This window comes from Marinomonas alcarazii (assembly GCF_003208215.1).
In the GTDB taxonomy this organism is placed as follows: Bacteria; Pseudomonadota; Gammaproteobacteria; order Pseudomonadales; family Marinomonadaceae; genus Marinomonas; species Marinomonas alcarazii.
In genome coordinates this window covers 939,960-965,981 of sequence record NZ_QKLW01000001.1, presented here as the reverse complement: position 1 = coordinate 965,981, position 26,022 = coordinate 939,960, and the positions used below count along the sequence as shown (strand labels likewise).

Sequence of the window (26,022 nt, the reverse complement as noted above, 5' to 3'; positions counted from 1 at the left end):
AGCTTAGAGCAATACGCATTCCCTATTATTGGTCACCTCTCTGTCAATCGCATTAATAGAGCACACATACTTGAAGTACTTCAATCTATATGGCTTGAAAAGAATGAAACTGCTAGTCGTCTGCGTGGTCGCATTTTTAACGGTTGCTCGTTCTGGTGAAGTACGTGGTGCAACATGGGGTGAAATCGATTTTGTTAACATTATTCTTTCATTTGAGCGAAAAACATGCGGTGTCACTCATTTTAGTGTTTTTTTTGCAATGTAAAGACCTTTCGTCATTGTCGTCCCCATTCCTTTCCACCCATTTCTCTCAACCGAGACGCGGCTCGTCTAAAGGAAAAGGCGAGATCATTTGCGGCCGAAAATTGTGCTAGTGACACACCAACACGACCCGTCGCTGACCACTCGAAATATTTCCCATCTTTGGTGCGAATCATGGTCGTCGCAAAAGAACTCGAGTTTCCCCCCTTGTCATTGACAAACAATTCTTCATCTCTATCACAGCTTTCGACTTGCGCTTCAAAATTGACAAACAATTCGTCGAGCGGGACTTGTGCCGCCAGCACCAAGCGGGTGTGAGATTCATAACACGCGTCAATGAGGGTCACGAATCGTCGTGCTTCGTTAAGGTGCTTGGCGTTCAATTGGGGAACCCGGTCTATGATGAGGACCGGAAATCGGCAGCAGAGGGAAATATAATCGGCCGCACCGAGCGGTTGGTAGCACAACTCGGAAAAATCAAACCAAGCGCACCGGTCATTCAATCGGGCGACCTGGACGGTGCGACCAAATAGGACTGGAATAATCTCGGCCTCAGTTCCGGATGCAATGCCACCAAATATTTCTTCCAACTGCGCCTGTATGTTGTTATTAGTATTATTATCGCCATGAACATCCTTGTTTGACCAAAAATAGGATTGACCACACGCTCGATGTTCGCGTCGATAATCCTTGCTTGAATCCTCCATGGAAATAATGTCGGACGTGCGTTTCAACATGTCGATGAATGGTAAAAAAAGGGATCGGTTAATGCCTCCCTCATACAAGGCATCGGGAGATCTATTCGAGGTGGCCACCACCACGACATTCCAATCCAGTAATAGTGAAAATAGTCGTTTCAAAATCATGGCATCGGCAATGTCTGTCACTTGAAATTCATCTAAACAGAGGAGTTGGGCTTCTTGTGCCAATTGTTGCGCAATGATGGGAGTCGCATCACCTCGTGGATGCTTCTGTTTATAGACAAAGATCCGATGATGGACGTCTAGCATGAATTCATGAAAGTGGACGCGGCGTTTGGTAATCTTTGCGTGTTTGTGGCTGTCATTATTACAACAAAAATCATCATCAGTAACCGACGCGTAAAAGAGATCCATTAGAAAGGTCTTGCCTACCCCAACCGTTCCATGAATGTACATGCCTCGCGGTGGTGGACAAAAAAACCACAAATGGAGTTTCTTTCGAAGAAAGGACTGGGCGGATGCCAGGGATCGCGCCAATAGCAGTAAAAGTGGATTTTTGCTTGTACAGCTGTTCTCTGTAGGATCGTCGGTGCGTACGGGTACTGGTGGGAGCGAGGCAAGAAACTCGTACAGGGAATCGAATTTTGCCGCCAGAGCAACTTGAGCGTCATCTCGTCGCACCTCCCCCGCGTTCACCTTTAGTTCATAAGCCGCTGAAACGGGGCCTTTAGAGAAGCACCGCCGAGCGACGCGATGTTGTGCTATCAACTTCTTCATCATCTTCTTCATCATCGAACTAACGAGTTTATCAACATGCTAATATGGTACGCTAAATTATTGTAAGAGGATCAAATGGATTTGCATTACAGGCTCAAGTTTTTGCGTTCTAGTCTCGCTGGACACTGGTTTGGTCAGCTTCAATGACCAATTTAGACAGGACATATTCGGGATCGGTATTGCCAATTGCCTCCAGCCAGCATGGCTCGCAAAATCTCAGGGCCTGGCTGGGTTAACCAGGCTAGCAACTCAGGTGTCATCACTCAGTTTAAAATCAGAGTTGAAAATTGCTTTTCCGCATTCTCACAATAAACTGGTTGAGCAATCCTACAATTGCATCACACTCATTGATAAAATCGCTTTTCTCTTTCGATAAATTATGCTTTTCGTAAAGCTTTTCGATTTCAATTTCAATTTCACGAACTTTCTTCTCTAAAGAAAGAATATCTTCTTCAAGGATCCGAAGTTGCTCAGTTTTACGTCCAATCTGAGTTGCACAGCTTTCCATCTATTCTTGGAGTTGGCCGAAAAGCTCCTGTGCCGCTATTAAGTGAAGATTCAATCTTTTTAAGTTCAACCTCCAACTTCCAACTTCCAACCTTCAAGAAGCAGTGGCACACAGCTTGACTTTAGGTAATCTCATTAGAGACGGCAATAAATACGTTTTGTGATATTTTCTGAGGTTTAGGAATAGTAGGAGAATAGCGGTAGCTAAGATCTAAGATAAATTAAAGGCGAAAAAAAAAGACGTCGTAGACGTCTTTTTTTAAGAATAATGGCGGTGAGCAAGAGATTCGAACTCTTGATGCCTTTCGACATACACGCTTTCCAGGCGTGCTCCTTCGGCCACTCGGACAGCTCACCAAAACTTTTTTACGCGCTGCGTAATTTGTGCGCGTATATTAGTGATGGAGAGGTTTAATTGCAACAGTTTTTTGCAATTAAACCTTAGAAATTAATCTCTTACCCATGTTAGATGTGATTCAAGCTCAACGTCTCTAATAGTGGTTTGTTCTTTAGCAGGTGTTCCCGCATAGATGAGGCCAATAATTTGTTCGTTGGATTCAAGGGATAATAGATCTTTGGTTTTCTGTGTAAAACAAGCAGGACCGCTTCGCCACATTGCGCCATAGCCCAGAGCATTAAGGCCCAGTAAAACTTGTTGTGCGGCCGCTGAGGCAGCCATAATCTGTTCTACCGCTGGTACTTTGGGGTGGTCTTGGATGTGTGCATAAATAAGCAATACTGCTGGCGCTCGATACGCTTTTTTAATGAATGACTCTTCTTTATTCAAAGGCATGGACTCCACTTCTGAAAGCGCGTGGTGCCAATAAATTTGCCCTAGTTTTGCCCGCCCTTCTCCTTCGTATATTCTGAAGCGCCATGGTGTTAAGTTACCATGGTCTGCGGCACGACTTGCTGCACTTAAGATTGTAACCCATTCATTTTCACTGGGTGCAGGCGAATCAAGTTTCGGTTGTGACACGCGGTTGCGCATGAATGTTATAAACTCTTTACTCATAAAATTTTGTATTCCATATACATAAAGAATGATGAAAGCAAACTCGTTATCTGCTATTAATTAATGATAATGAATATCACATCTATTACCGAAAGGTCGAGGCTTTTTTATGGCTAAGTGGTTGATTTGGACACTACTTGAGATCAGCACGCTGCTCTTGTTAGGCAGTATTTTCTTGCTATGGCTGACACACAGACTATCAAAAAAAGCCGAAGCCGTAGAGCCGAGGCCCATTGAAAGCAGTCAGGTTGAAATGCCTAGTCTATTGGGTGGTGCTGAAAACCCAGATGTATACAAGTCGTTAGCGCGATATTTAGATAAGCAAATCAGTTTTGCGGCTAATGCTATAGACATGGAGAGCATGAGCGAACATGAAACGAACCGTTTAAAAATTTGGGGTACTATTTTAAAGGCTGAGCGAGCCATCTTACTAAATCAAGTGAGCGAGCAGCCAACGCCAATATTACAGCGCTTTTTATCCAGTTTATTCTCCGCATTATTTAGTCCTAAATTGAAACAGCACAATATTGATGAACTAAAAAATAGTTTAAAAGAAATGGAGGGAGAATTTACACAGATTGCCGAGCTTTTAATGTCTAAAGAGCTATTGACTGAAAACCAATACCAACTAAACGAAGACTTGCGCGACAGTATCGATCGATCAAAGCAGGCGCTTAAGCGTTTAACCGTTAAAAAAATTGAGAAAGCTCGTTTAGAGTCCAAAGTTAAAGACCTTAATCTGAGCATTGAGCGATTAAAAAAAGTGCACGGTGATGATAAAAATAAAGGTTCAGATTCTGTATTACATAGGCAAGCCCCTGCAGCTAGGAATCTCGAGCGTGAGCGACGCTCTAAGCTTATGAAGCAGATAGCGAGTTTAAGCCATCTTTCAGCAAGGCAAGAAACCGTGATTGATCAGCTTAAAAACGAAATGGCGAGAGCACAGGAGCATCATACTTCTCATACTACTTTTGAAGCCCAACAAACCGCTGTCGCTAAACTTGAACGTATTGCTAAAGAATCAGAATCATTGGTTTTGCAATTAGAGGCCGAACTGGAAACGTCCAATTTATCCATTGCTTCTTTGAAAGAGTACATTAGTGATAGAGATGCCAAGCTTGCTGAGCTAGAAAAACAATTAAACGAAAAGAACACCACTGCTATTGGTAGCCTTCAAGCTCTGCATAGTAATAAGAAAGAAACGATCATTTCATTACGCGATGGTGTCACTTCGGCCAAGGAAAATCTTCCAATAAGAAGTCTTGCAGAACAAGATAAAGATACCCATGAGTTAGAACGCCTTTTGCATGAATCTGAAACCTGCGTAACCTTACTTGCACAAGAACTGGAGACGATAGAGAGTGAAAATAAAAAATTAAAAGATGAGCTGGATTCCATTGTTCCAAGTAAAAAATCCACAGGAAATTTAGCGTCAGAACTTGTCTTGCAAAGAGAAAGGAATAGAAAGCTGGTTAGCATAACCACAGAGCTAAAAGAAAAAGTCTTAGGGATGAGATTAGGAAAAAGCCATCAAGAATTAAGAGGGATATTCAACAAAAAAAGCCTTGAAAGTGACAGGCTTCAGTTGGCGTTTTCTGACCTAGAAAAAAAATATTTAGGGACTCTAAAGCATTAGAGCCCCTACTGCATCGAATATGCTATTTAGCTTGGAAGTTCAGCATTTTTTGCAATGGAAGAAGTGCTTTTACCCTGGTTTCTTCTTGGATATGGATTTCTCCAGAGTTGTTTTTCAGAGCGTCTCTGAGCATTTCTAGGCTGTTTAATGCCATCCAAGGGCAATGGGCACAACTTCTACAAGATGCGCCAGAACCGGCTGTTGGGGCCTCAATAAAACGCTTGTCGGGAGAGGCTTGTTTCATTTTATAGAAAATGCCTCTGTCCGTTGCCACTATAAAAGTGTCATTCGTCATGGTCTTAGAAGCATTTAATAGTTGCGACGTTGAACCGACAACATCGGCGACTTCTACTACCGCTTCTGGAGATTCTGGGTGAACAAGTACCGCTGCATCTGGGTACACTGCTTTTAGGTCGGTAATGCCTTTCGCTTTAAACTCTTCATGGACGATGCAGGCTCCATCCCACAGAATCATATCAGCACCGGTTTCTCTTTGGATATAACCACCCAAATGCTGATCCGGAGCCCAAATGATTTTTTCGCCTTGTTCAACAAGGTGCTCAACAACATCTAATGCGATACTGGACGTTACGACCCAGTCTGCACGAGCTTTAACCGCAGCGGAGGTATTGGCATAAACAACGACTTTGCGGTCAGGATATTGATCACAAAAAGCAGAAAATTCATCTATAGGGCAGCCAATATCAAGAGAGCATGTTGCTTCTAGTGTTGGCATTAAAATCGTTTTTTCAGGGCTTAGTATCTTAGCTGTTTCGCCCATGAACTTAACGCCAGCAACAACTAATGTCTCTGCAGGGTGGTTTGCCCCAAAGCGCGCCATTTCCAAGGAATCGGCAATAATCCCGCCCGTTTCTTCAGCAAGTTCTTGAATGGCATCTTCAGTATAATAATGAGCAACTAGAACAGCATTCTTTTCTTTTAGTAATGACTTTATTTCAGCACGAATCTGTTCGTCATCAACTGACTTGATTTTAAGGTTCTCTTCGGCTTCAGATAAATATTTTTGGACGGTATCACGAAGTGCTGACTTATTAAAAAGCTCGGACATATCATTACCCCTTAAGAAACTGGGAGCGGAATGAGTGTTTTTTGGTGGGTCGTACTGGATTCGAACCAGTGACCAATTGATTAAAAGTCAACTGCTCTACCAACTGAGCTAACGACCCAAAAATCACAAAAGGAATAAAAAAGTTGGTGGGTCGTACTGGATTCGAACCAGTGACCAATTGATTAAAAGTCAACTGCTCTACCAACTGAGCTAACGACCCAACGGGTTGCGTATAATACAGAGCCCGCTGAGGAATGCAAGTTATTTAATTTTACTTAGATAACCTGATGCTAACTTAGCTGCTTTACTGTCAGGAAAACGCCGAATTACATCTTGCAAGTAGGATTTAGCTTTTGCGCTATCGCCCATTTGATCACTCACCGTCCCTAACTTGTACAAGGAATCTTGCTCTTTACTGTGGCCAGGGAATTTCTGGATAACAGTCGTGAATGCATCAAGTGCTTCATTAGAGCGACCTTGCACTAGTTTAACTTCGCCTAACCAGTAGTAGCCATTTCCAGTAAGCGTATTATTTGGAAATTGCTTCACAAACTGCGTAAACGCAGCTTCCGCTTCATCAAACTTTCTCTCACGAATTAGGTTGTATGCGTCATCGTAAGCTTGTTGAGCGGCCTGTGTTGGCGGTTGTAGTGCAACAGGTGCTAAAGGTGAGGTGATTAAATTATTACTAGAGGTTCGGTTTGTCGTCGTACTTTGAGTCGCTGTAGGTAGCGGCTCTTGATTTTGTGCTGGAGGGATATTTCTTTTCGTTTCATTAGCTGAAGCCGACATCAATAAAGATATACGTTTGTCCAGATCAATATAGCGATCTCGCTGGCTTTGCTTCATCAACTTTAATTCATGCCCCTGCTCTTCTAGTTGGCCACGAAGACTTTGAACTTCTTGCTGCAGCGTTTCTAACTGGAACAGTAGGTCGGCGGCGGCTCCTGCTGAAAGCCCTCCACCTGCCTGCTGCATTTCAGCTGATGCGAATGGTGCTGTGAAACACAGCACCATTGCAAAAGAGCGAATTCTGATATTTTTATAGATCATTATTCGTAACGCACTTCAACTCGACGGTTTAGCTGCCAAGCGTTGCTATCATGACCAAAAGCAACAGGAACTTCTTCACCGAAGCTTACTGTTTCGATTTGAGAAGCAGCTACGCCTTGGATAGTCAAATAACGGCTGATTGCTTTAGCACGACGCTCACCTAGAGCCATGTTGTATTCACGAGTACCGCGCTCATCAGCGTGACCTTCCAAAACAACGCGCGCATCTGGGTTTGCAACCAAGTATTCAGCGTGTTTTGCCAACGCTTCACGAGATTCAGGGCGAACAATTGATTTATCAAAGTCAAAGTAGAATACAGTTTCAACGCCAGCTAGAGAATCCATGCTAGATTCTTGTGCTGCTTCTGTATCATCAACGATAACACTTGTTAATGCGCCGTCTTCACCAGCACCGTATGCTTGGTCTGAACTTCCAGTGTCAGCTGCTTGTTCTGTTGAATTGGCATCTTCAGCAACAGTTGAAGAATCAGTATCTGTCGCTGTTGTACTACAACCCGCAATCCAAGCGGCAGACAATCCAATTACAGCAAACTTACCTAGTTTGTTTACACTCATTATTCACTCCTCAATGTCTTTATTTGAAATACGGGGACCAAGATGGCTCACGTACATCTCCATCAGCTGATGGTAACTTATATTTTACAAGTCCATCAACGGATACTACGGCTAAGATACCCTTTCCTTGATAGGTTGTGGCATACATCACCATGCTACCATTTGGCGCAATGCTTGGCGATTCATCTAAGTAAGTCTCTGTTAGAATCTGTACGCGACCCGTTTTCATATCCTGTAACGCTATATGATAATTGCCGTCGTCCTTTTGAACTGTCACAAGATATCTGCCATCTGGCGTCATTCTCGCTCTGGTGTTTAATTCACCTTCAAAAGTTACTCGTTCTACACGCTTACTATTTACATCTAATCGATAGATCTGTGGGTTACCACCACGATCAGATGTGAATACTATTCCTTTTCCATCCGGTTCCCAGCTTGGTTCGGTGTCGATAGCGTAATGATTTGTCATACGCTCCAATTTCTGGGTTGCAATATCCAGTGTATATATTTCTGGATTATTATCCTTCGATAATACTAGGGCTAATTTCTTTCCATCTGGTGACCATGATGGAGCGCCGTTTAATCCTCTAAATTGAGCTATTTGTTGGCGTTTACCAGTAGCTAACTCCTGAATAAAAATATTAGGTCGACGATTTCTAAACATTACATAAGCAATATTACGACCATCCATACTCCAAGAAGGGGAAAGAATAGGCTCTTTTGATTCAACAACTACACGTGGGCGATGGCCATCGGCATCAGCAACCTGCAATTTGAATAAAGGCGCTTTTTTATCACCCTCTGCAGTAACATATAATATTCTAGTACTAAATGCTCCCCTTGTGCCCGTCAATAATTCGTAAACTTTGTCACTTATATAATGAGCCGCATCGCGAAAGTTCGCAGCACTAACATCTATTGAGCTGTGTTTCTGAACAGGCTTTTGAGTTAAAACATTTAATAATTCAAAGCCTATTCTATATTGGTTATTTTGCAACTTCTGAATATTACCAATAACAACATAGTCGCTTTTTAGCAATCGCCAGTCTCGATAAAATACATCCGCTTCTTTTGAAGGCATGCTAAGCATATTTGATCTTGGTATTGCTTTGAATAAACCACTACGACTCAAGTCATCTTCTACAATTTGTGCAATATCCTCAGGCAAACGGTTTACACCAGTATAGCCAAAAGGCACGACTGCGATAGGTAATAATTGATCCGCACCACTTGTTATTTCAATAACTAATTGGGCTCTAGCTGTACTCAAAAATATGAAACAAGTGAATACCACACTCAACCATTTTTTAAACATCATTAGTTTCTCAAATCTTGTGGGTTAAAAATTAAATCTACTTGACGAAAGTTTCGTTCAAAAACGTAAGAGTCTACGTTAGATAATTCATCAATCTTTCCTACTTTATAAACCGCATCGACTGCTTTTTGATCGAATAAGGCATCGCCACTAGAGCGTGTAACATCCACACTCCTTACCTCTCCATTTGGTAAAAAATAAATGCGAAGATACGTTTTCATGCCATTTCGAGCACTTGGAGGTCTATTCCAATTCGCTGTTACTCTATCATTGATCAAACCACTAATAGATTGCACCATCTGAGCTTCAGCAGCTTGCCTTTTAGCCTCTTCAGCAGCAGCTAAAGCTGCCGCTTCTTCTGCCTTTTTCCGTTCTTTAGCCAGTCTAGCCGCCTCTTCTTGGCGTTTTCTCTCTTCTTCGGCCTGTCTTTCTGCCTCTACTTTCCTGGCAAGTTCTTCCTTGCGTTGTTTCTCTTTTGCTTGCTGTTCGGCTAAACGTTTCTTCTCGGCTTCTTCTGCCGCGCGTTTACGCTCAGCTTCTTTTGCAAGACGTTGACGTTCAGCTTCTCTTTTCTGCTCCGCTGCTTTCTTTTCGGCTTCTGCTTTTTCTTGAGCCTGTTGTTTGGCTCTCGCTAGCTGTTTCTCTTTTTCTTCAAGAGCTTTGCGCTGCGCTTCTTTTCTTTTTTGCTGCTCAGCTTCTTTTTTCTTTTGTTCAGCCAAAGCGGCAGCTCGCTGATTTGCCGCTTTTTCTTCCGCTTCACGTTTTCCAATAATCGTTTGGGAAATATCAATAACAGTGGCATTCACTATCGGCGGTCTTTTGGGTTTCTTTTGTTCTTCATCACCAAAATCAATCACCAATAGACCAGCAACCACAATGCTAAGGTGTAAACCTACAGCCAATATGATTGGAATACCATAACTGTCCTTGCGCAACCATTTCATTAGTTTCTATCCGGCTCTGTTACTAAACCAACATTTGGAGCGCCGGCTCCCTGCAAGGTTACCATTAGCCCAACCACATCACCGTAAGGAACGTTTTTATCGCCTCTTACTAATACAGACATTTTAGGGTTCTGGTTTAATATTTTTCTTACGCGATCCTGCAGTTGCGATAAACCAATTGATTCCTGTTTACCACCAACATCTAGGTAGTAATTTCCTTTTGAGTCAATTGAGGCAATCAGCACATCGCTTTCATCGTTTTGTATTGGCGACGCATTGGCATTAGGCAGTTCAACGTCAACTCCTTGTGTAAGCATGGGAGCTGTAATCATAAAAATGACCAGTAGAACCAGCATAACGTCAATGTAAGGAACGACATTGATTTCTGCCATTGGACGACGTTTGTTTCTTCTTGAACGAGCCACTATACAGCGCCTCCCTCTCTGACATGAACCTTCCTATGTAAAATACTTGTAAATTCATCGGCAAAGTTTTCATAGCTAGAGCTTAGTGATTCAGCCGTAGAAGAAAAGCGGTTATAAGCAATAACGGCAGGGATAGCGGCTGCTAGACCGATTGCAGTTGCTATAAGCGCTTCGGCGATACCAGGAGCCACTGTTGCAAGTGTCGCTTGCTGAACTTCAGCAAGGCCTATGAAGGAATGCATAATCCCCCAAACAGTACCAAACAAACCAATGTATGGACTTGTAGACCCAACGGTGGCAAGGAATGGTAAATGCTGATCAAGCTTCTCTTCCTCACGGTAAAGCGCGACTCTCATCGTACGTTGAACGCCATCCATAATTGCTTCAGGGTCAACATTTTGATTTTGTCTCAGTCTGGTGAATTCTTTTATCCCAGAAGTGAAAATGTTTTCCATGCCTTCTACTTTGCGCCCTTCTTGAGTTAGCTTTCTATAAAGCTGGCTCAAATCAATGCCGGACCAAAAGCTCTCTTCGAACGCAGCACGGGTCTTCTTTGCCGCTTTTAATACTCGAATTCTTTGAAATATTACGACCCATGAAAATACGGAAGCGGCCAATAGAATCAACATAACAAGTTGAACCACAAAGCTAGCGCTGGCGATAAGTCCCCAAATTGACATTATTAACCTCTATTTTAAATCTGAAGGTAGCTGGTAATTAAAATGTTCGTAAGCACGTTTCGTGACCTGACGTCCTCTTGGTGTTCTTATAATAAAACCTTGTTGTATTAAGAAAGGCTCTATCACATCTTCAATAGTATCTTTATCTTCACCCAAAGCTGCGGATACACTATCTAGTCCGACAGGTCTGCCGTCAAACTTTTCTATCATAGTCAACAACATACGTCTATCTAAGTGGTCAAATCCCTGACTGTCTACACTTAACATATCCAACGCTCTTTGAGCAACCTTTTGACCAACAATTGCTTCGCCACTCACTTGCGCTACATCTCGTACGCGTCGCAATAGTCTGTTTGCTATGCGTGGCGTTCCTCTTGATCTTCTGGCAACTTCAAAGCAACCTGAGTGATCAAGATCCATACCCATTTTGCCCGCGGATCTGGCGACTATCGTGGTTAAGGACTCTACATTATAAAATTCAAGTCTTTGAACGATACCAAATCGATCACGTAAGGGGGAGGTTAATAATCCTGCCCGCGTAGTTGCTCCGACAAGTGTAAACGGCGGTAGTTCAATTTTAATTGATCTAGCCGCTGGCCCTTCACCAATCATAATGTCCAATTGGTAATCTTCCATGGCAGGATAAAGCACTTCTTCTATCGCTGGGCTTAACCTGTGAATTTCATCAATGAAGAGAATGTCTCCTTCGTTTAAATTCGTCAGCAGAGCGGCTAGATCCCCCGCCCTTTCAAGCACAGGTCCAGAAGTGGTTCTGACCTCGGCGCCCATCTCATTGCCAATAATGTTCGCCAGGGTTGTTTTACCCAAGCCTGGCGGACCAAATATCAGTGTGTGGTCAAGCGGCTCTTCACGCTGCCTTGCGGCTTGGATGAAAATCTCCATTTGCTCTTTAACCACTGGCTGGCCTATGTAGTCTGCCAGCTTTTGAGGCCGTATGGCCCTGTCAATCTGTCGATCATTGCCTTTTAGTTCGGCTGAAATAATGCGATCTTGTTCAATCATCTGTTATTTCCTCAGCATGCTTTTTAGCGCGGCCTTGATGACATCTTCGCTATTGGCTGAATCGATCGGAACGCCAGCAATGGCTTTTGCTGCTTCTTGAGGTTTGTAACCAAGCGAAATAAGCGCCGCTTCAGCTTCTTGCCTAGGATCTGCTTGAACTTGGCGCAAAACAGCCGGTGCTGAAAAGAGGTCACTTTTTGCGGCTTGCCCAAGCTTGTCTCTCAGTTCGATAATTAAGCGCTCTGCGGTTTTTTTACCTACTCCTGGAATGCGAGTAAGCGCGGTAACATCGGACTCTTGTACGTTATTAATCAACTCTTCTGCTGACATGCTTGATAAAATGGCTAATGCCATCTTTGGTCCTATACCGTTAACTTTGATAAGAACGCGAAATAAAGCTCTCTCATTCTTATCAATAAAACCATATAAGGTATGGGAATCTTCTTTTACTAATAAATGCGTGTAAAGCGTGACCTGACCACCAACTTGAGGCAGGTCATAAATGGTCGTCATAGAGGCACTGACTTCATAGCCAATTCCAGCCACATCGACTAATAATTCTGGTGGGGTCTTTTCAATCAAGGTGCCGACGATTCGTCCGATCACAATGTTTTCCTTACATCTTGTTCTGTCCAGCGCTTGGACGTACGCCCTGCTCGCTTACCAACGCCATACTCTAACCCCCCAGAGGTTCTGGTATTTGCATGACATAAAGCAATAGCTAAAGCATCGGCTGCATCTGCTTGAGGTTTTGATTCTAAATTAAGCAACAGCTGAACCATCATTTGAACTTGTGTTTTGTCTGCATTGCCGTTACCCACCACAGATTGCTTAACGCGTCTCGCAGCGTATTCATGAACAACCAAATCTTGTAGAGACGCCGCAACGATCGCAGCTCCCCTAGCTTGCCCAAGTTTTAGAGCTGAGTTGGCGTTCTTAGCTAAGAACACTTCTTCAATAGCAAACTCGTGTGGTTTATATTCGCTTAACAATGTAGAAACGCCTTGGTAGATAGATTTCAGCCTAACTGACAGCGCTTCATCCGGTAGCTTAATGCAGCCACTCGTCACATAAGTTGTTTTACCATTTATGATATCGACGACACCAAATCCGGTTATTCTGGATCCTGGGTCAATCGCTAAAATTCTGGTTGTCGACATACTTCTCGCGCCTTTTATAATTACTGTATATTTCAACAGCCCTTTACAAAGTATGCAATGTAAAAATATAAAAAAGGTCGCTAATTAGCGACCTTTTACATTTTTCTTTCAGATAATTAACATAACTTACTGTTTTACAATAAGTTAAGGTTAAAATTAAGACTCAACAGCAGGCTTTCTTACTCGAATGCTTAGTTCTTTAAGTTGCTTCTCACTTACTTCACCAGGCGCCTGGGTCAACAAACAAGTTGCACTTTGAGTTTTAGGGAAAGCAATTACGTCACGAATTGAGCTTGATCCAGTCATAAGCATAACAAGACGATCAAGACCAAATGCCAAACCACCATGTGGTGGCGCGCCGAACTTCAATGCGTCAAGCAAGAAACCAAATTTCTCTTCTTGCTCTTCTTTAGTGATCTTCAACAATTCAAAAACTGTTTCTTGCATTGAAGACTGGTGAATACGAATAGAACCGCCACCAAGTTCAGTACCATTAAGAACCATGTCGTAAGCTTGTGACAATGCCGTTAATGGGTTTGCTTTTAACTCTTCAGGAGAGCAAGAAGGCGCAGTGAATGGGTGGTGAATCGCAGTGATTCCACCATCACTGGTTTCTTCAAACATAGGGAAGTCAACAACCCATAATGGTGCCCATTGGCAAGTATAAAGGTCTAAATCTTCACCTAGTTTGCAACGAAGTGCCCCAAGAGCTTCATTTACAACGCGTTCAGAGTCCGCGCCAAAGAAGATCAGGTCGCCATCTTGTGCTTCAAGACGTTCAAGCAAAGCGGCACGTACTTCAACAGGCAAGAACTTAACAATTGGAGACTGCAAGCCCTCTTCAAGGTTGGATTTATCATTAACCTTGATGTAAGCCAAGCCTTTAGCGCCGTAGATACTAACAAACTTAGTGTAATCATCGATCTGTTTACGTGTTAATGCGTTACCACCAGGTACTTTAAGTGCTGCCACACGACCTTTTGGATCTGTTGCTGGACCAGAGAAAACTTTAAAGTCAACATTCGCCATCAAATCAGAAACCGTTATAATCGTAAGCGGAATACGAAGGTCTGGCTTGTCGCTACCATAGGTTTCCATCGCTTCAGAATAAGGCATGCGAGGGAAAGTGCCTAGGTCGACATTCATTAGTTCTTTGAACAAACCAACGATCATGTCTTCCGTCATCGCCATGATTTCTTGTTCGCTCATGAAAGATGTCTCGATATCTACTTGAGTAAACTCAGGCTGACGGTCTGCACGTAAATCTTCATCGCGGAAACATTTTGCGATTTGGTAATAACGGTCAAAGCCAGACACCATCAACAATTGTTTGAATAGCTGAGGAGACTGCGGAAGAGCAAAGAAGCTACCTTGCTGTGTGCGGCTAGGAACCAAATAATCACGTGCGCCTTCAGGTGTGGCACGTGTCAAAATTGGTGTTTCGATATCTAGGAAACCATTGTCATCTAAATAACGACGCAATACAGACGTTACTTTTGAGCGGAAACGCATTTTTTGCTGAATTTCAGGACGACGTAAATCGATGAAACGGTTTTTCAAACGTACGTCTTCACCAACAGATTGATGTTCGTCAAGCTGGAACGGTGGTGTTTTAGCCGCATTTAGAATTTCTAATTCAGTACCAAGAACTTCAATTTCACCCGTATTCATGTTTGGGTTCACTGTGCCTTCTGGGCGAGCACGTACCAAACCTTTAAGTTTAACAACAAATTCGTTGCGAACACTGTCGGCCAAAGCAAAGCTTTCTGCGCGATCTGGGTCAAAAACAACTTGTGTAATACCTTCACGGTCACGAACGTCTAGGAAAATAACACCGCCGTGATCTCGGCGACGATGAACCCAACCGCATAGGGTTATTTCTTGTGAAATGTTAGAAGCATTTAACTCGCCGCAATAATGGCTGCGCATAATTTCTTTTCCTATTACTATCTCAGTAAGAGAGTGATGTGTTCTTAGAGTGCCTTCCATCAAGTTAAACTGTGTGTTTTGTACTAAACGAAAGAGCTGAATAATTTAAGGCAAAACATTATATGCGAACATAAGCCGACTCTCTAGGGGCTGACCTAAATTTGTCCGCTACAATATTCGCTATTAACTGATACTGGTTATTTCGTAAGCCGTTTGCTTGCCATTTTGTAGCAATTCGACCTCGTCCCCGGTCAGTTTTCCAAGCAGAACTTTTCCAACAGGGCTTGAGCTTGTGACGAGATAAACTGTTTTTTCGTCTACTTCGACCGTTAATCCTCCTGCACATGGAGAAATAAAGAAATATTTTTCAGCTCCGTCAGCCACCTCAATCCCTTCAAGCCTGACTAGAGCCCATAACTTAATAGCCTCGTCCTGATTAAAAATATCCACAGATTTTTTATTGAAAAGTAGCCAGTCTTTTTCACAGTCTAAAACTCGCTGCGATTGGCCGTGAGCCAAATAGGAAGCCTCAAGCCCAAATGTATCGTACTTATTTTCAGCAACGCTTTCGTCATTTGTGGCGGCATCATGGGCTTGCTTAGCAGCCCATTTTGCGGTTTCAAAGCGCTGTAATAATGCGTTTTTAATGGCTTGATGTACCGATTTTTTATCCACTTTTTAAATCTACTTAGTATTGATGCATGCATTGTAGCGATTCAAGCAAATAAAAAAAGAGACTTGTTAGTACTTTCGACGTTAGTAAAAATGACAAGAATCGTGGTTTTAATGTGCTGCCTTTTTTTGTCAGTTGACATTATCAACCAAAATCTGTATATTGATAATCGTTCTCATATATTAATAATTCATTAAGCATTTTAGAGGTTACATGAAGGAAAATATTGGTGAGTCACTCCATCGACTAATGCATAACTATCGGCATCAAATTCGCGCTGCTGCATTAGAAGCAGACATCGCCATGCCGGTAACCCACATACGCTCTTTAAAGTGTATTGATAAGATCCACAACTGCAGTGCGAAAGATATTTCTGACAAGCTTTCTTTAGATAAATCTCAGGTTACACGCGTTCTAAAGGAATTGCTTACTAAAAGCTATATAACCAAAGCCAGTAACCCAGAAAATCATCGTAGCCAGTTATTGAGCTTGACAGACTCCGGCCGAGAGCAGCTTTCCAGAATTATGATGCTAGAACATACGGCAGTAGAACGAATGACCCGTAATTTAACGGATCATCAAATAGAGGATTTCATACGTATTTCGAACATAATGATTAGCGACAGTCTCTCATTAACGGAATGCGACAAACAAAATTAAGGAGCACGTAATGAGCAAGCCTCAACAAAGAGAGTTGGTTGTTATTAAAAAATCACAAGTGACCCCTCATATGTTGCGTATAACCTTGGGTGGTGATGAGATTAATACCATTCCAGAAGATCAAGAAAGTGGCTATGTAAAACTTATTTTTCCCAGAGAAGATCAAAAGCCGTTAATTCGTACCTATACCATTCGCTACCAAAGAGAAAGCGAAATCGACATTGATTTTGTTCTGCACGAAGATGGAGGGCCCGCATCCACTTGGGCAAAGCAGGCTCAGCCAAATGACAAGATTTTCGTTGGCGGACCTGGACCGAAGAAGCTCATTGAAGAATCGGCCGATTGGCAAATAATGGTTGGAGATATGACGGCCCTTCCAGCGATCAGTGTTAATTTAGAAAAGTTGCCCCATGACGCTAAGGGGTTTGCCATTTTGGAAGTTATCTCTGAGGCTGATATTCAGCCATTAAAGCACCCTGCTGGCATCGAGTTAAAATGGGTGATCAATGCGCATCCTGGTGAAAATAACAGCTCACTGCTTGATGAAGTGAAGTCACTTTCATGGCCTGAAGGAAGCGTTTCAGTTTGGGCTGCTTGCGAATTCAGCAGTATGAAAGCACTGCGCTCATTCTTTAAGAGTGAAAAAGAAATTCAAAAAGACAGGTTGTATATATCTAGCTATTGGAAGCTCGGCAGCAATGAAGATCAACATAAAGTTGTTAAACGAGTTGACCTTGAAGCCACTGCTTGATTAGTAAAAAATTAATCAAAAAGCCACTTCATCATGAAGTGGCTTTTTGCAATTTTACAGACTTATAGCAATACGCTTTCAGCGATTAAATCAACCACTTCATCCAATGCCGTTTCTGTTATCTGCGAGTCCGCAATAGCCGAATCAGCGATCAAAAAGGCAATCCCTGTCTGACGGATTAGTGCTGCATCAGCTGCCGTTGCATCTGCTTTGACTAATGCGACAACCCCTTGGCGCAATAATAGACGCTCAAGGACTTCGCTTTGCGCGAGCACATCACTAGTAAGAGCAATGACGGCTGGTTTCTGTCCAAGTCGAGCCGCACGATCTTCTGCCGTTACAAGCGTTTCTTGGTCTAGCTCTGCAACAGCCTCTTCAACCATGCCAGCACCCACAGTGACGTTTGTCAGGCGATCGATAATGATGAGAGCGCCAGTAAAGCGGCTATCCGTGTATTCATCAAAAGCGACAGGAGCATCGAATTGAATAACTGCATCGCCAATGCCATTTAACTCTAAAGAGTCTATATCACTCACTTCGAGGGTGTTTACATCAACTCTGTGGTTGAAGTGATGAACTTTTCCAGGAACCGTTTGTGTTCCAATCTTGAAGTCATACAATTTACCAGGCACCAGAGGGTGATCTGCCATCCAAACTATTGACGAGCGCAGTGTCGTTCCAATGAGAGGCTCTTGGCCGAGATGTGAAAGCATATCACCGCGGCTGATATCAATTTCATCTTCCAATGTAATGGTAACGGCTTGTCCTGCTTTAGCGGTTTCAAGGTCACCATCAAAAGTAACGATTCTTTCCACTGTCGACGTTTTGCCAGATGGCAAAGCAACCACTTTATCTCCAGGTTTCACAGCGCCTGCGGCAATCGTTCCAGAGAAACCACGGAAGTCTAGATTAGGTCGATTAACGTACTGGACTGGAAAACGGAAAGAATCACGTTTCACATCGCGGTTAATCTGTACAGTTTCTAGAATAGACATGAGTGATCCACCTTGATACCAAGGCGTACTTTCTGAAGCATTCACCACATTGTCGCCACGTAAAGCTGACATAGGAACAAAATGAATGTCTTCCGGTTGGCGATCACCAAGTTGACCAATAAATTTTAAATAATCCGCTTTGATTTGTTCATACTTCTCTTCAGAGAAATCCACCAAATCCATTTTGTTTATCGCAACGACAACATGCTTAATACCCAAAAGAGAAGCAATATAGCTATGGCGTCGCGTCTGGGTTTGCACGCCATAGCGAGCGTCGATCAAAATAATAGCAAGGTCACAGGTCGATGCGCCCGTCGCCATGTTGCGAGTGTACTGCTCGTGGCCTGGTGTATCGGCGATAATGAATTTACGCTTTTCGGTCGAAAAGTATCGATAAGCCACATCAATTGTGATGCCCTGCTCTCGTTCTGCTTGAAGACCATCAACAAGCAAAGCCAAATCCACTTCTTCACCTTGAGTACCGGATTTTTTACTATCACGTTTAACCGCATCAAGGTGGTCTTCATAAATCAACTTTGAGTCATGAAGCAGGCGTCCAATTAATGTACTTTTTCCATCGTCAACGTTGCCACAAGTAAGAAGACGTAATAAGTCTTTTTCTTCGTGTTGTTTCAAATAACCAAGTATGTCTTGGCTGATCAATTCTGATTGGTGAGACATTCTTTCTTTACTCCAAACTTAGAAATAGCCTTGTTTCTTCTTCTCTTCCATTGACCCGGATGAATCGTGGTCAATCATTCGCCCTTGTCGCTCAGAGCTTCTTGTTAGCAGCATTTCCTGAATAATTTCAGGTAACGAAGCGGCTTCAGACTCAACCGCCCCCGTTAATGGATAGCAACCCAGAGTACGAAAACGAACAGATTTCATTTCTGGCACTTCGCCATTCAACGGCATGCGTTCATCGTCAACCATGATCAATGTGCCGTCACGCTCTACAACTGGGCGCTTTTCTGAAAAATACAGTGGCACAATTGGGATGCTTTCCAGATAAATGTATTGCCAAATATCCAACTCGGTCCAATTTGATAATGGGAAAACGCGGATGCTTTCGCCTTTGTTAACCTTACCGTTGTAGATATTCCACAATTCTGGACGTTGATTTTTTGGGTCCCAACGATGCTGTTTGTCACGGAAAGAGTAAACTCGCTCTTTCGCACGAGATTTCTCTTCATCTCGGCGGGCACCACCAAAAGCTGCATCAAAACCATATTTATCTAAAGCTTGTTTCAAAGCTTGGGTTTTCATGACATCTGTGTGCTTGGAACTACCATGTGTGAATGGCCCAATACCTTGCTCAATGCCTTCTTGGTTTTGATGAACAATAAGCTCTAGACCTAGCTTAGCTACCATTTCATCACGGAATGAAATCATCTCTTTAAATTTCCAGCCAGTGTCCACGTGCATAAGCGGAAACGGTGGTTTACCTGGATAGAAAGCCTTCATTGCAAGGTGTAGCATCACCGCTGAGTCTTTACCAATAGAGTAAAGCATTACTGGGTTATCAAATTCAGCCGCAACCTCACGTATTATGTGAATGCTTTCAGCTTCTAGTTGTTTTAAGTGAGTAAGTCTTGCCTCTGTCATAATTTCCCATCTCTATATATCAGGATTCAGCATTTTCCAAACTATAACATGCTATAAAGTTATAAAAAGAGTGGTGTCTAGACTTTAGTGGAATATAGATAGTTAAAAAGCCATATATGGCCGATTAGTGTGTTGTGAATATGGCAAGGCAAAGTTAGACAGGCATAAAAAAGGCCGAAATAATCGGCCTTATGCACAAATTGGTACGAAATATTTTACTATTCGTTGGTTAGTTGCTGTTCTAACATCAATTGATTAATTTGCTTACGCAATCGAATTATTTCAGCGTTCACCTGAACCCTAAATGTATCACTTGATTCTATCGCTTCCTGATGTCTAGCTAGCGTTTGTTCAAAAGTTGCCATTTCAGCGTTATTTGATCCTAACGCCTGTGTTTCTATTGATGCGACTTTCTTCTCTAAGGCGGCTAAACTTTGAGACAGTTGCTCTAGGCTTAATGCTTGAGCTTCATTCTTACCGCTTTGTGCTGTGATCATTTTTTCAGCTGATTGTAGTTGCTTAGCCTGCTCACCCTGCTCCACAGCAATTGATTTAACGGTTTCATCAATATTGGCGACGGTGGGAACCAGCTTATTAAAACCCGCTTCAACTTCGTTAAACGCTTCTGCCTGAACCGCAATGCGCTTAGATTGGGTCGATATCGTGTCTCGCATTGTCGAAAGCTTTTTTTGCATTTCATCAATTGCAGCGTTATTGCTGGCGATGGACTTTCTGTTTGTATCGTATGAAACACCCCACAATTTGCGGATTTCGCTGGCATGGTTGTTTAGTGTTTCTTCCAATGTTTCGCCCTGCTTATTGGCGGACACATCGGCAGCAAGTAACTGATGATCTAAATTTTGTATTTCACTTTTAGCACCATACAACTCGTTACGCAGCTGTATATTTTGTTGCCACAGCCAATAACCGGCACCTGCCGAGACTATCAGCAAGAGAATTAACAAAAGATAGACTCCAACAAGGCTTTGTTTTTTATGCACAATATTTGGTGCATGCGCTGGCCTTGTGGGTGTAGGGGTTGTCTGGCTCTTAGGCTTGACAGCGCTAGGCCTTCTTTCGCTGACTTCATCATGATCCAGAGTCAGGCTTGGGATCTCAACATCATCATCTTTTCGCATGGAAATCTTATATATCGTTATTAACAAAAATTATGGAAAATAGCTCAAGAACAAACCTAAGTAATATTATCTTAAGATGTTCGGTGATACTATATAAGCACCATTAACTGCTTGATCACAAGCATTTTTCGTTAAATAAAAAGCAAGGAGAATTGAAATGGCTTTTGAATTACCCGCTCTTCCTTATGCTAAAGACGCACTAGAGCCTCACATGTCTGTTGAGACGCTTGAATACCACTACGGCAAGCATCACAACACATATGTTGTTAAATTGAACGGCTTAGTACCAGGTTCTGAATACGAAAATAAAACGCTTGAAGAGATCATTGTCTCTGCTCCAGCGGGTCCTGTTTTCAACAATGCTGCTCAAATCTGGAACCACACGTTTTTCTGGAACAGCCTAAGCCCTAATGGCGGCGGCGAGCCAACTGGCGCTCTAGCTGATGCAATCAATGCAAAATGGGGTTCTTTCGCAGAGTTCCAAGCAGCATTTGACGACAAAGCTGTAAACAACTTTGGTTCTAGCTGGACTTGGTTGGTTAAGAACGCAGATGGTTCTCTTGAAATCGTCAACACAAGCAATGCTGGAACTCCTATGACAAGCGGTCAAACAGCGATCATCACTGTCGATCTTTGGGAACACGCTTATTATATTGACTACCGCAATGTTCGTCCTGATTACCTTAAAGGTTTCTGGGCACTTGCAAACTGGGAATTCGCAGCAGCGAACTTCGCAGCGTAAGTCTTAGTCTTAGATTTAGACCAGTCAAAAAATGCGGCCTAAGGGCCGCATTTTTATTTTCATTCATTCTGCCTTCATTTCTGCTTGCGTTGACAATTTCGCCTGTATGAACTCTGAGTGAGGCATGAATAGCAATTCGCTAATTCTTCTTATTCTGTGATCCTCATAAGAGTCAATGTCTCCGTCTGCCAAAGCCACTCGCCACAAACCTTTTAGCAGTAACATTTTTTGCTCCAATGTCGCTCCATCATTAATCACTTTGGTAAATTGATACAAATCATTTGCTTCATCTACGCCTGACTTCGCTTCTTCATACAAAACATCAATGTCTTCGCCCAAGTCACTTATTTCACGTAGAAACTCTTTTACCTGCTTTTCTTCCTGCTCATCGACTTTATGATCCGCAAGCATGACCTCCATTAATAGCGCAGCAACGGCTTTTTGATAAGATATTTGCTCAACCTGTTCTACAGGTAGCTTAAAAAGGTTTTTTAATGCTGTAATCATTTTTTCTCCAAAATGTACTCGCGTAGAGCATCAATAAGGCTATTAGGAAATTGACGATAGTCTAAATAGGGGCACCAGACATAAGGAAGATCGACTCTGGCGTGTTGTTTCTCCCCTATCAACCTTGCTTGTTCTGAAATTGGGCAGGCATCTTCAAACGTCTTACCTACAATAAAGACAACGCCATTAACGTTTTGAATTTGATGTGCTGAAAAAGCAATGCCTACTCTTGTTAATAAATCGTTATCGCGAAAGGTTCGCCAAGTACTGAGTTCTGGTGCAGCCAGTTTCGCCATAATGGTAAAAATTTTTCGCCAGTGGTTTCCGTTAATGGCAATCAAAGTGGTCACATCAACATGGGGATAATCTTTTTTTAGTAAATGGGGCGGAAATTCGGGTCTATTTGGCAACAAGAAAATGTAATCGGCACTTTCTGCTGACGCCCCTAGCCACAACTCGTTCATCTGTCTCTCCTCAAGATAGTGAAGAATACAATGAAGAGTGATTAATATCAGTATGCTAATGAATAAACACTGTGCACATGTGGAGAAGAAAATAGAGTAAATATTACATTAGAGTTTTCTTATAAAGTGTATTAGAATAAACTAATATAAACATGAGGATGTAACAATGGATACGATTTTCAACCCTTTAGTTGGAGGTCTGCTCATAGGCCTAACAGCAACGATATACCTTTTAACCCTTGGTAAAGTGATCGGTATCAGCGGAATTTTGTCGCAACTGCTTTTCTCTAAAGAGCGATTCCTGCCTTTCTTATTTATTGCTGGGTTAATTATTGGGGGTGCCGCTTACGGAACGCTCACAGAGCAAACTGTGGATTTTCCTGAAATAAGAAGCCCTTGGTTACTTATCGCATCTGGACTATTAGTTGGATATGGCACGCGACTAGGCGGCGGGTGCACAAGCGGCCATGGTGTTTGCGGTATTTCACGATTATCGCCTCGTTCAATTGTCGCCACAGCAACATTTATGTTGGCAGCCATTCTGACCGTGATGGTCTTAAATTAGGAGAACTAACATGTCTGCAATCGTAACAATCCTCGCAGGTATCCTGTTTGGCCTAGGATTGGCATTTGCTGAAATGACCAATCCAGCTGTTGTCTTAGGCTTTTTAGATATTCTTGGTAATTGGAACCCATCACTTATCATAGTAATGGCCAGCGCTATTGCGGTTGGCATGCTTGGCTACATCATCAAAAAGAAGCAACTTAAGCCGCTTTTATCCCATAGTTGGCAAGTGCCAGTAATGCGTCAAATCGATGCGAAACTAATTATTGGCGCCATTCTTTTTGGTATTGGCTGGGGATTAAGTGGGTATTGCCCTGGGCCTGGTTTGACGGCGTTAGTGAACAATCCAGCAGAGGGATTTTATTTTGTTATCGCTTTGATAATTGGCAGTGGATTACATCATTTACAGTCGCTTTCATCGCAAAAATAGACAATGAAATCCCTAAAAAAAAAGGAGACGCTCGCAGTCTCTTTTTTTTGGTCTAAAATATGAAAAAATACTTGACCAAAGACGCCTTGCGTCTTAAATTTCGCCCGCGTCATTGCTGAACATAATCCGCACCGCTTCAACTGCTGCGCTAGTCGCTTAAGGCCATTTTTGCCGGATAAGTAACAGCCATAAGTAGGACGGGAGAAGGTAAAGGCGTTTACTTATTTAATCGGTTTATGTTTTGCATAATTAAGGAGCTTTTGCCCATGACTGTTGACGTCAATTCTTTCTACACACCAGAACGCTTTGCCCGTTTTAAAGCCTTTGCTGAAACCAAAGACACGCCATTTGTTGTTATCGATACCGAAATCATCGATGAAGCATACACTGAATTAACAAAAGGCTTTCCGGTTGCTGATATTTTTTATGCTATCAAAGCAAACCCAGCGCCAGAGATTTTAAAGTTACTGCGTGATCGTGGCTCAAACTTTGACGTTGCATCACGTTATGAACTAGATAAATTGCTTGCAATTGGTGGCATCTCCCCAGAGCAAGTGAGCTACGGCAACACAATTAAGAAAGCAAAAGACGTTCGTTACTTTTACGAGAAAGGTGTTCGCATGTTCGCGACAGATTCAGAAGCGGATCTGCGCAATATTGCAAAAGCAGCCCCTGGCTCTCGAGTTTACGTTCGCATTTTAACTGAAGGTACAGTAACAGCAGACTGGCCTCTTTCACGTAAATTTGGCTGCCGTCCAGACATGGCGATGGACCTACTGGTCCTTGCAAAAGAATTAGGCTTGATTCCTTATGGCGTTTCTTTCCATGTTGGTTCACAGCAACGTGATATCGGTGCGTGGGATGCGGCTATCGCTAGCGTTAAAGTAATATTTGAACGCCTTAAAGAAGAAGATGGCATCGTATTAGAGATGATAAATATGGGCGGCGGCTTCCCTGCTAACTATATTGCTCGTACGAATGACTTGGCAACGTACGCAGAAGAAATTAAACGCTTCTTGGAAGAAGATTTTGGTACTGATTTACCAAGAATCATTCTGGAACCAGGTCGCTCTTTAATCTCTAACGCTGGTGTTTTAGTAAGTGAAGTTGTTTTGATTTCTCGTAAATCACACACTGCATTGAATCGTTGGGTATTTACAGATGTTGGTAAGTTCTCTGGCCTTATTGAAACGCTAGACGAATCTATCAAGTACCCAATTCATGTTGATAAAGGTGGTGAATTAGAGGAAGTTATTATTGCCGGTCCAACCTGTGATAGCGCCGATATCATGTACGAGAACTACAAGTATGGCCTGCCACTGAATTTGGCGATAGGTGATCGTATGTACTGGTTGTCGACTGGTGCCTACACCACAACTTATAGTGCGGTAGAATTTAATGGCTTCCCTCCTTTGGCGTCATATTATCTATAAGCTTTTCAAGCACTAAATTAGAAGCCCTAGAATGATCCATTCTAGGGCTTTTTTATTGGCATCATGCTTCGCTATGGGGAATAATAATGAGAGTTTATACAAGGAGCACTCATGCATTATTCTCTCAGTGACCTGGTCATTTATCCTATTAAATCGGTGCAAGGCATCTCACTAAAGACGAGTCAGGTAGACTTTTCTGGCCTATGGGGTGATCGACGTTACATGATGGTAAAACCTAATGGCTTATTTATTACTGGACGTGAACACCCAAATATTACGTTAATATCTGCACAGCTTACTGGAGAGAACCAATGGACACTTTCACATCCAGATATGACTGAAAGCATTAACATTAATCCTGATATTTTTAGCGGCCAATATAAAAGCGTGACCGTGTGGGATGATATTGTGCAGGGACAAATAAGTAATGAAAATATAGACGCTTGGTTTAGCGAGATCGCTGGAGAGCCGTTACAACTTGTTTACTTTGGTAAAGCGTCCGAGCGTTTTACTAGTCGTAGGCCAGATTCACCTGTCGCTTTTGCTGATGGCTATCCATTTCTATTAACAACAGAAGCCTCACTTGCAGAACTTAATCGTAGCTGTCCTAAAGACATCGACATGATGCAATTCAGACCCAATTTGGTTGTGAAAGGAAACTCGCCATTTGAAGAAGACAGTTGGAAACGTATTCGAATTGGCCAAGTCGAATTTGAAAATGTAAAACCTTGTGTTCGTTGTATATTCACAACATTAAACCCAAAGACAGCAGAAAAAATAGGGAAAGGCGAACCACTTAAAACACTTGGCAAGTTTCGTCTACTTGGTAAAGATGGTGTCACATTTGGTATAAATATGATCGCCCTAAATTCAGGTAGCATTCATCTAGGCGATAGTATTGAAGTGCTTGAATATAGAGAGCCTGAACAATATCTAGACAGAAGAAAAGCCTAACACTGCTCTTTTAGACCCATAAAAAAAGAAGGCA

Annotated in this window: 30 protein-coding genes and 3 tRNA genes; 10 read left to right on the top strand and 23 right to left on the bottom strand. The window is 42.5% G+C overall.

Annotated elements, in window-relative coordinates:
* The first annotated feature begins 24 nt into the window (after positions 1 to 24).
* Positions 25 to 159, top strand: coding sequence for a phage integrase central domain-containing protein (locus DFP75_RS18770; protein ID WP_425451216.1), 135 nt, complete (start codon positions 25 to 27; stop codon positions 157 to 159).
* Positions 104 to 265 carry a hypothetical protein gene (locus DFP75_RS18485; RefSeq protein WP_220032614.1) on the top strand — a complete coding sequence of 54 codons (162 nt, stop codon included), beginning with the start codon at positions 104 to 106 and terminating at the stop codon, positions 263 to 265. Before DFP75_RS18770 ends, DFP75_RS18485 begins: the two co-directional genes overlap by 56 nt.
* 10 nt (positions 266 to 275) lie before the next feature.
* On the opposite strand, the gene zapE is transcribed toward DFP75_RS18485, so the two are convergent.
* The 4 genes from zapE to DFP75_RS04295 all read right to left on the bottom strand — a co-directional run bounded on the left by zapE (position 276) and on the right by DFP75_RS04295 (position 3,261).
* Positions 276 to 1,742: a cell division protein ZapE gene (zapE, locus tag DFP75_RS04310; RefSeq protein ID WP_220032613.1), complete on the bottom strand. Its 1,467-nt coding sequence runs from the start codon at positions 1,740 to 1,742 to the stop codon at positions 276 to 278.
* A 271-nt stretch (positions 1,743 to 2,013) separates the two neighbouring features.
* Positions 2,014 to 2,247, bottom strand: a complete 234-nt coding sequence (locus tag DFP75_RS04305) for a hypothetical protein (protein WP_110572546.1) — start codon at positions 2,245 to 2,247, stop codon at positions 2,014 to 2,016.
* Between the two features lie 268 nt (positions 2,248 to 2,515).
* Positions 2,516 to 2,603, bottom strand: a tRNA-Ser gene (locus DFP75_RS04300).
* Between the two features lie 91 nt (positions 2,604 to 2,694).
* Positions 2,695 to 3,261, bottom strand: coding sequence for a nitroreductase family protein (locus DFP75_RS04295; RefSeq protein ID WP_110572544.1), 567 nt, complete (start codon positions 3,259 to 3,261; stop codon positions 2,695 to 2,697).
* Positions 3,262 to 3,418: 157 nt separating this feature from the next.
* Between DFP75_RS04295 and DFP75_RS04290 the strand changes: the two genes are divergently transcribed.
* The gene (locus DFP75_RS04290; RefSeq protein WP_245926961.1) at positions 3,419 to 4,897 is read left to right on the top strand and encodes a coiled-coil domain-containing protein; all 1,479 of its coding nucleotides are present in this window, start codon (positions 3,419 to 3,421) and stop codon (positions 4,895 to 4,897) included.
* 22 nt (positions 4,898 to 4,919) lie between these two features.
* Here DFP75_RS04290 and nadA read toward each other — a convergent pair whose 3' ends face one another.
* The 14 genes from nadA to DFP75_RS04220 form a co-directional block, all read right to left on the bottom strand.
* Positions 4,920 to 5,966 carry a quinolinate synthase NadA gene (gene nadA, locus DFP75_RS04285; RefSeq protein WP_110572540.1) on the bottom strand — a complete coding sequence of 349 codons (1,047 nt, stop codon included), beginning with the start codon at positions 5,964 to 5,966 and terminating at the stop codon, positions 4,920 to 4,922.
* 42 nt (positions 5,967 to 6,008) lie between these two features.
* Positions 6,009 to 6,084: transfer RNA gene (locus DFP75_RS04280), tRNA-Lys, on the bottom strand.
* A 26-nt stretch (positions 6,085 to 6,110) separates the two neighbouring features.
* Positions 6,111 to 6,186, bottom strand: a tRNA-Lys gene (locus tag DFP75_RS04275).
* A gap of 41 nt (positions 6,187 to 6,227) precedes the next feature.
* Positions 6,228 to 7,019: a tol-pal system protein YbgF gene (gene ybgF / locus DFP75_RS04270; protein WP_110572538.1), complete on the bottom strand. Its 792-nt coding sequence runs from the start codon at positions 7,017 to 7,019 to the stop codon at positions 6,228 to 6,230.
* Positions 7,019 to 7,594: a peptidoglycan-associated lipoprotein Pal gene (gene pal, locus DFP75_RS04265; RefSeq protein ID WP_110572536.1), complete on the bottom strand. Its 576-nt coding sequence runs from the start codon at positions 7,592 to 7,594 to the stop codon at positions 7,019 to 7,021. The genes ybgF and pal overlap by 1 nt, the downstream gene beginning before the upstream one ends.
* A 19-nt stretch (positions 7,595 to 7,613) precedes the next feature.
* Positions 7,614 to 8,912: a Tol-Pal system beta propeller repeat protein TolB gene (gene tolB / locus DFP75_RS04260; protein WP_110572534.1), complete on the bottom strand. Its 1,299-nt coding sequence runs from the start codon at positions 8,910 to 8,912 to the stop codon at positions 7,614 to 7,616.
* Positions 8,912 to 9,853, bottom strand: a complete 942-nt coding sequence (tolA, locus tag DFP75_RS04255; RefSeq protein WP_110572532.1) for a cell envelope integrity protein TolA — start codon at positions 9,851 to 9,853, stop codon at positions 8,912 to 8,914. The genes tolB and tolA overlap by 1 nt, the downstream gene beginning before the upstream one ends.
* On the bottom strand, positions 9,853 to 10,278 hold the full coding sequence (gene tolR / locus DFP75_RS04250) for a protein TolR (protein WP_110572530.1): 426 nt from the start codon (positions 10,276 to 10,278) through the stop codon (positions 9,853 to 9,855). Before tolR ends, tolA begins: the two co-directional genes overlap by 1 nt.
* Complete coding sequence (tolQ, locus tag DFP75_RS04245; RefSeq protein ID WP_110572528.1) at positions 10,278 to 10,958, bottom strand: protein TolQ; 681 nt, start codon at positions 10,956 to 10,958, stop codon at positions 10,278 to 10,280. Before tolQ ends, tolR begins: the two co-directional genes overlap by 1 nt.
* A gap of 9 nt (positions 10,959 to 10,967) precedes the next feature.
* Positions 10,968 to 11,981 carry a Holliday junction branch migration DNA helicase RuvB gene (gene ruvB / locus DFP75_RS04240; protein WP_110572526.1) on the bottom strand — a complete coding sequence of 338 codons (1,014 nt, stop codon included), beginning with the start codon at positions 11,979 to 11,981 and terminating at the stop codon, positions 10,968 to 10,970.
* Between the two features lie 3 nt (positions 11,982 to 11,984).
* Entirely contained in the window at positions 11,985 to 12,587 is a 603-nt protein-coding gene (gene ruvA, locus DFP75_RS04235) for a Holliday junction branch migration protein RuvA (protein WP_110572524.1), read from the bottom strand.
* Positions 12,584 to 13,141, bottom strand: coding sequence for a crossover junction endodeoxyribonuclease RuvC (gene ruvC / locus DFP75_RS04230; RefSeq protein ID WP_110572522.1), 558 nt, complete (start codon positions 13,139 to 13,141; stop codon positions 12,584 to 12,586). The genes ruvA and ruvC overlap by 4 nt, the downstream gene beginning before the upstream one ends.
* Before the next feature lie 156 nt (positions 13,142 to 13,297).
* Positions 13,298 to 15,070 (bottom strand): aspartate--tRNA ligase, encoded by a 1,773-nt coding sequence (gene aspS / locus DFP75_RS04225; RefSeq protein ID WP_110572520.1) that lies wholly within the window; start codon positions 15,068 to 15,070, stop codon positions 13,298 to 13,300.
* A 183-nt stretch (positions 15,071 to 15,253) separates the two neighbouring features.
* Complete coding sequence (locus tag DFP75_RS04220) at positions 15,254 to 15,745, bottom strand: GreA/GreB family elongation factor (protein ID WP_110572518.1); 492 nt, start codon at positions 15,743 to 15,745, stop codon at positions 15,254 to 15,256.
* 211 nt (positions 15,746 to 15,956) lie between these two features.
* Between DFP75_RS04220 and DFP75_RS04215 the strand changes: the two genes are divergently transcribed.
* Both DFP75_RS04215 and DFP75_RS04210 read left to right on the top strand, forming a co-directional pair.
* The gene (locus DFP75_RS04215) at positions 15,957 to 16,403 is read left to right on the top strand and encodes a MarR family winged helix-turn-helix transcriptional regulator (protein WP_110572516.1); all 447 of its coding nucleotides are present in this window, start codon (positions 15,957 to 15,959) and stop codon (positions 16,401 to 16,403) included.
* A gap of 10 nt (positions 16,404 to 16,413) precedes the next feature.
* Positions 16,414 to 17,154, top strand: a complete 741-nt coding sequence (locus tag DFP75_RS04210) for a siderophore-interacting protein (RefSeq protein ID WP_110572514.1) — start codon at positions 16,414 to 16,416, stop codon at positions 17,152 to 17,154.
* Between the two features lie 62 nt (positions 17,155 to 17,216).
* On the opposite strand, the gene cysN is transcribed toward DFP75_RS04210, so the two are convergent.
* The 3 genes from cysN to DFP75_RS04195 all read right to left on the bottom strand — a co-directional run bounded on the left by cysN (position 17,217) and on the right by DFP75_RS04195 (position 20,893).
* Positions 17,217 to 18,830, bottom strand: coding sequence for a sulfate adenylyltransferase subunit CysN (gene cysN, locus DFP75_RS04205; protein ID WP_110572512.1), 1,614 nt, complete (start codon positions 18,828 to 18,830; stop codon positions 17,217 to 17,219).
* Positions 18,831 to 18,848: 18 nt separating this feature from the next.
* Entirely contained in the window at positions 18,849 to 19,754 is a 906-nt protein-coding gene (cysD, locus tag DFP75_RS04200; protein ID WP_110572510.1) for a sulfate adenylyltransferase subunit CysD, read from the bottom strand.
* Positions 19,755 to 19,972: 218 nt separating this feature from the next.
* Complete coding sequence (locus tag DFP75_RS04195) at positions 19,973 to 20,893, bottom strand: hypothetical protein (protein WP_110572508.1); 921 nt, start codon at positions 20,891 to 20,893, stop codon at positions 19,973 to 19,975.
* Between the two features lie 157 nt (positions 20,894 to 21,050).
* Between DFP75_RS04195 and DFP75_RS04190 the strand changes: the two genes are divergently transcribed.
* On the top strand, positions 21,051 to 21,635 hold the full coding sequence (locus tag DFP75_RS04190) for a Fe-Mn family superoxide dismutase (protein ID WP_110572506.1): 585 nt from the start codon (positions 21,051 to 21,053) through the stop codon (positions 21,633 to 21,635).
* A gap of 63 nt (positions 21,636 to 21,698) precedes the next feature.
* On the opposite strand, the gene DFP75_RS04185 is transcribed toward DFP75_RS04190, so the two are convergent.
* Positions 21,699 to 22,142 (bottom strand): tellurite resistance TerB family protein, encoded by a 444-nt coding sequence (locus DFP75_RS04185; protein WP_110572504.1) that lies wholly within the window; start codon positions 22,140 to 22,142, stop codon positions 21,699 to 21,701.
* Complete coding sequence (locus DFP75_RS04180; RefSeq protein WP_110572502.1) at positions 22,139 to 22,606, bottom strand: DUF6942 family protein; 468 nt, start codon at positions 22,604 to 22,606, stop codon at positions 22,139 to 22,141. Before DFP75_RS04180 ends, DFP75_RS04185 begins: the two co-directional genes overlap by 4 nt.
* Before the next feature lie 166 nt (positions 22,607 to 22,772).
* On the opposite strand from DFP75_RS04180, the gene DFP75_RS04175 reads away from it, so the two are divergent.
* The 4 genes from DFP75_RS04175 to DFP75_RS04160 all read left to right on the top strand — a co-directional run bounded on the left by DFP75_RS04175 (position 22,773) and on the right by DFP75_RS04160 (position 25,988).
* Positions 22,773 to 23,171: a YeeE/YedE family protein gene (locus tag DFP75_RS04175; RefSeq protein ID WP_110572500.1), complete on the top strand. Its 399-nt coding sequence runs from the start codon at positions 22,773 to 22,775 to the stop codon at positions 23,169 to 23,171.
* Positions 23,172 to 23,181: 10 nt separating this feature from the next.
* On the top strand, positions 23,182 to 23,601 hold the full coding sequence (locus DFP75_RS04170) for a DUF6691 family protein (RefSeq protein WP_110572498.1): 420 nt from the start codon (positions 23,182 to 23,184) through the stop codon (positions 23,599 to 23,601).
* Positions 23,602 to 23,867: 266 nt separating this feature from the next.
* Complete coding sequence (locus tag DFP75_RS04165) at positions 23,868 to 25,034, top strand: type III PLP-dependent enzyme (RefSeq protein ID WP_110572496.1); 1,167 nt, start codon at positions 23,868 to 23,870, stop codon at positions 25,032 to 25,034.
* Between the two features lie 111 nt (positions 25,035 to 25,145).
* A complete protein-coding gene (locus DFP75_RS04160) occupies positions 25,146 to 25,988 on the top strand; it encodes an MOSC domain-containing protein (protein WP_110572494.1) in 843 nt (280 codons plus the stop codon).
* Positions 25,989 to 26,022 lie beyond the last annotated feature (34 nt).

Bases quoted from the DNA above. Each gene is read 5' to 3' on its own strand.
- DFP75_RS04165 (WP_110572496.1), top strand. From the start codon at position 23,868: ATGACTGTTGACGTCAATTCTTTCTACACACCAGAACGCTTTGCCCGT.
- cysN (WP_110572512.1), bottom strand. From the start codon at position 18,830: ATGTCTCACCAATCAGAATTGATCAGCCAAGACATACTTGGTTATTTG.
- DFP75_RS04160 (WP_110572494.1), top strand. From the start codon at position 25,146: ATGCATTATTCTCTCAGTGACCTGGTCATTTATCCTATTAAATCGGTG.
- DFP75_RS04210 (WP_110572514.1), top strand. From the start codon at position 16,414: ATGAGCAAGCCTCAACAAAGAGAGTTGGTTGTTATTAAAAAATCACAA.
- DFP75_RS18485 (WP_220032614.1), top strand. From the start codon at position 104: ATGAAACTGCTAGTCGTCTGCGTGGTCGCATTTTTAACGGTTGCTCGT.
- tolB (WP_110572534.1), bottom strand. From the start codon at position 8,912: ATGATGTTTAAAAAATGGTTGAGTGTGGTATTCACTTGTTTCATATTT.
- DFP75_RS04215 (WP_110572516.1), top strand. From the start codon at position 15,957: ATGAAGGAAAATATTGGTGAGTCACTCCATCGACTAATGCATAACTAT.
- pal (WP_110572536.1), bottom strand. From the start codon at position 7,594: ATGAGTGTAAACAAACTAGGTAAGTTTGCTGTAATTGGATTGTCTGCC.
- DFP75_RS04185 (WP_110572504.1), bottom strand. From the start codon at position 22,142: ATGATTACAGCATTAAAAAACCTTTTTAAGCTACCTGTAGAACAGGTT.
- tolQ (WP_110572528.1), bottom strand. From the start codon at position 10,958: ATGTCAATTTGGGGACTTATCGCCAGCGCTAGCTTTGTGGTTCAACTT.
- DFP75_RS04180 (WP_110572502.1), bottom strand. From the start codon at position 22,606: ATGAACGAGTTGTGGCTAGGGGCGTCAGCAGAAAGTGCCGATTACATT.
- zapE (WP_220032613.1), bottom strand. From the start codon at position 1,742: ATGATGAAGAAGTTGATAGCACAACATCGCGTCGCTCGGCGGTGCTTC.
- ybgF (WP_110572538.1), bottom strand. From the start codon at position 7,019: ATGATCTATAAAAATATCAGAATTCGCTCTTTTGCAATGGTGCTGTGT.
- DFP75_RS04305 (WP_110572546.1), bottom strand. From the start codon at position 2,247: ATGGAAAGCTGTGCAACTCAGATTGGACGTAAAACTGAGCAACTTCGG.
- DFP75_RS04295 (WP_110572544.1), bottom strand. From the start codon at position 3,261: ATGAGTAAAGAGTTTATAACATTCATGCGCAACCGCGTGTCACAACCG.
- ruvB (WP_110572526.1), bottom strand. From the start codon at position 11,981: ATGATTGAACAAGATCGCATTATTTCAGCCGAACTAAAAGGCAATGAT.
- tolA (WP_110572532.1), bottom strand. From the start codon at position 9,853: ATGAAATGGTTGCGCAAGGACAGTTATGGTATTCCAATCATATTGGCT.
- cysD (WP_110572510.1), bottom strand. From the start codon at position 19,754: ATGACAGAGGCAAGACTTACTCACTTAAAACAACTAGAAGCTGAAAGC.
- nadA (WP_110572540.1), bottom strand. From the start codon at position 5,966: ATGTCCGAGCTTTTTAATAAGTCAGCACTTCGTGATACCGTCCAAAAA.
- DFP75_RS04190 (WP_110572506.1), top strand. From the start codon at position 21,051: ATGGCTTTTGAATTACCCGCTCTTCCTTATGCTAAAGACGCACTAGAG.
- ruvC (WP_110572522.1), bottom strand. From the start codon at position 13,141: ATGTCGACAACCAGAATTTTAGCGATTGACCCAGGATCCAGAATAACC.
- DFP75_RS04175 (WP_110572500.1), top strand. From the start codon at position 22,773: ATGGATACGATTTTCAACCCTTTAGTTGGAGGTCTGCTCATAGGCCTA.
- DFP75_RS04195 (WP_110572508.1), bottom strand. From the start codon at position 20,893: ATGCGAAAAGATGATGATGTTGAGATCCCAAGCCTGACTCTGGATCAT.
- aspS (WP_110572520.1), bottom strand. From the start codon at position 15,070: ATGCGCAGCCATTATTGCGGCGAGTTAAATGCTTCTAACATTTCACAA.
- DFP75_RS04170 (WP_110572498.1), top strand. From the start codon at position 23,182: ATGTCTGCAATCGTAACAATCCTCGCAGGTATCCTGTTTGGCCTAGGA.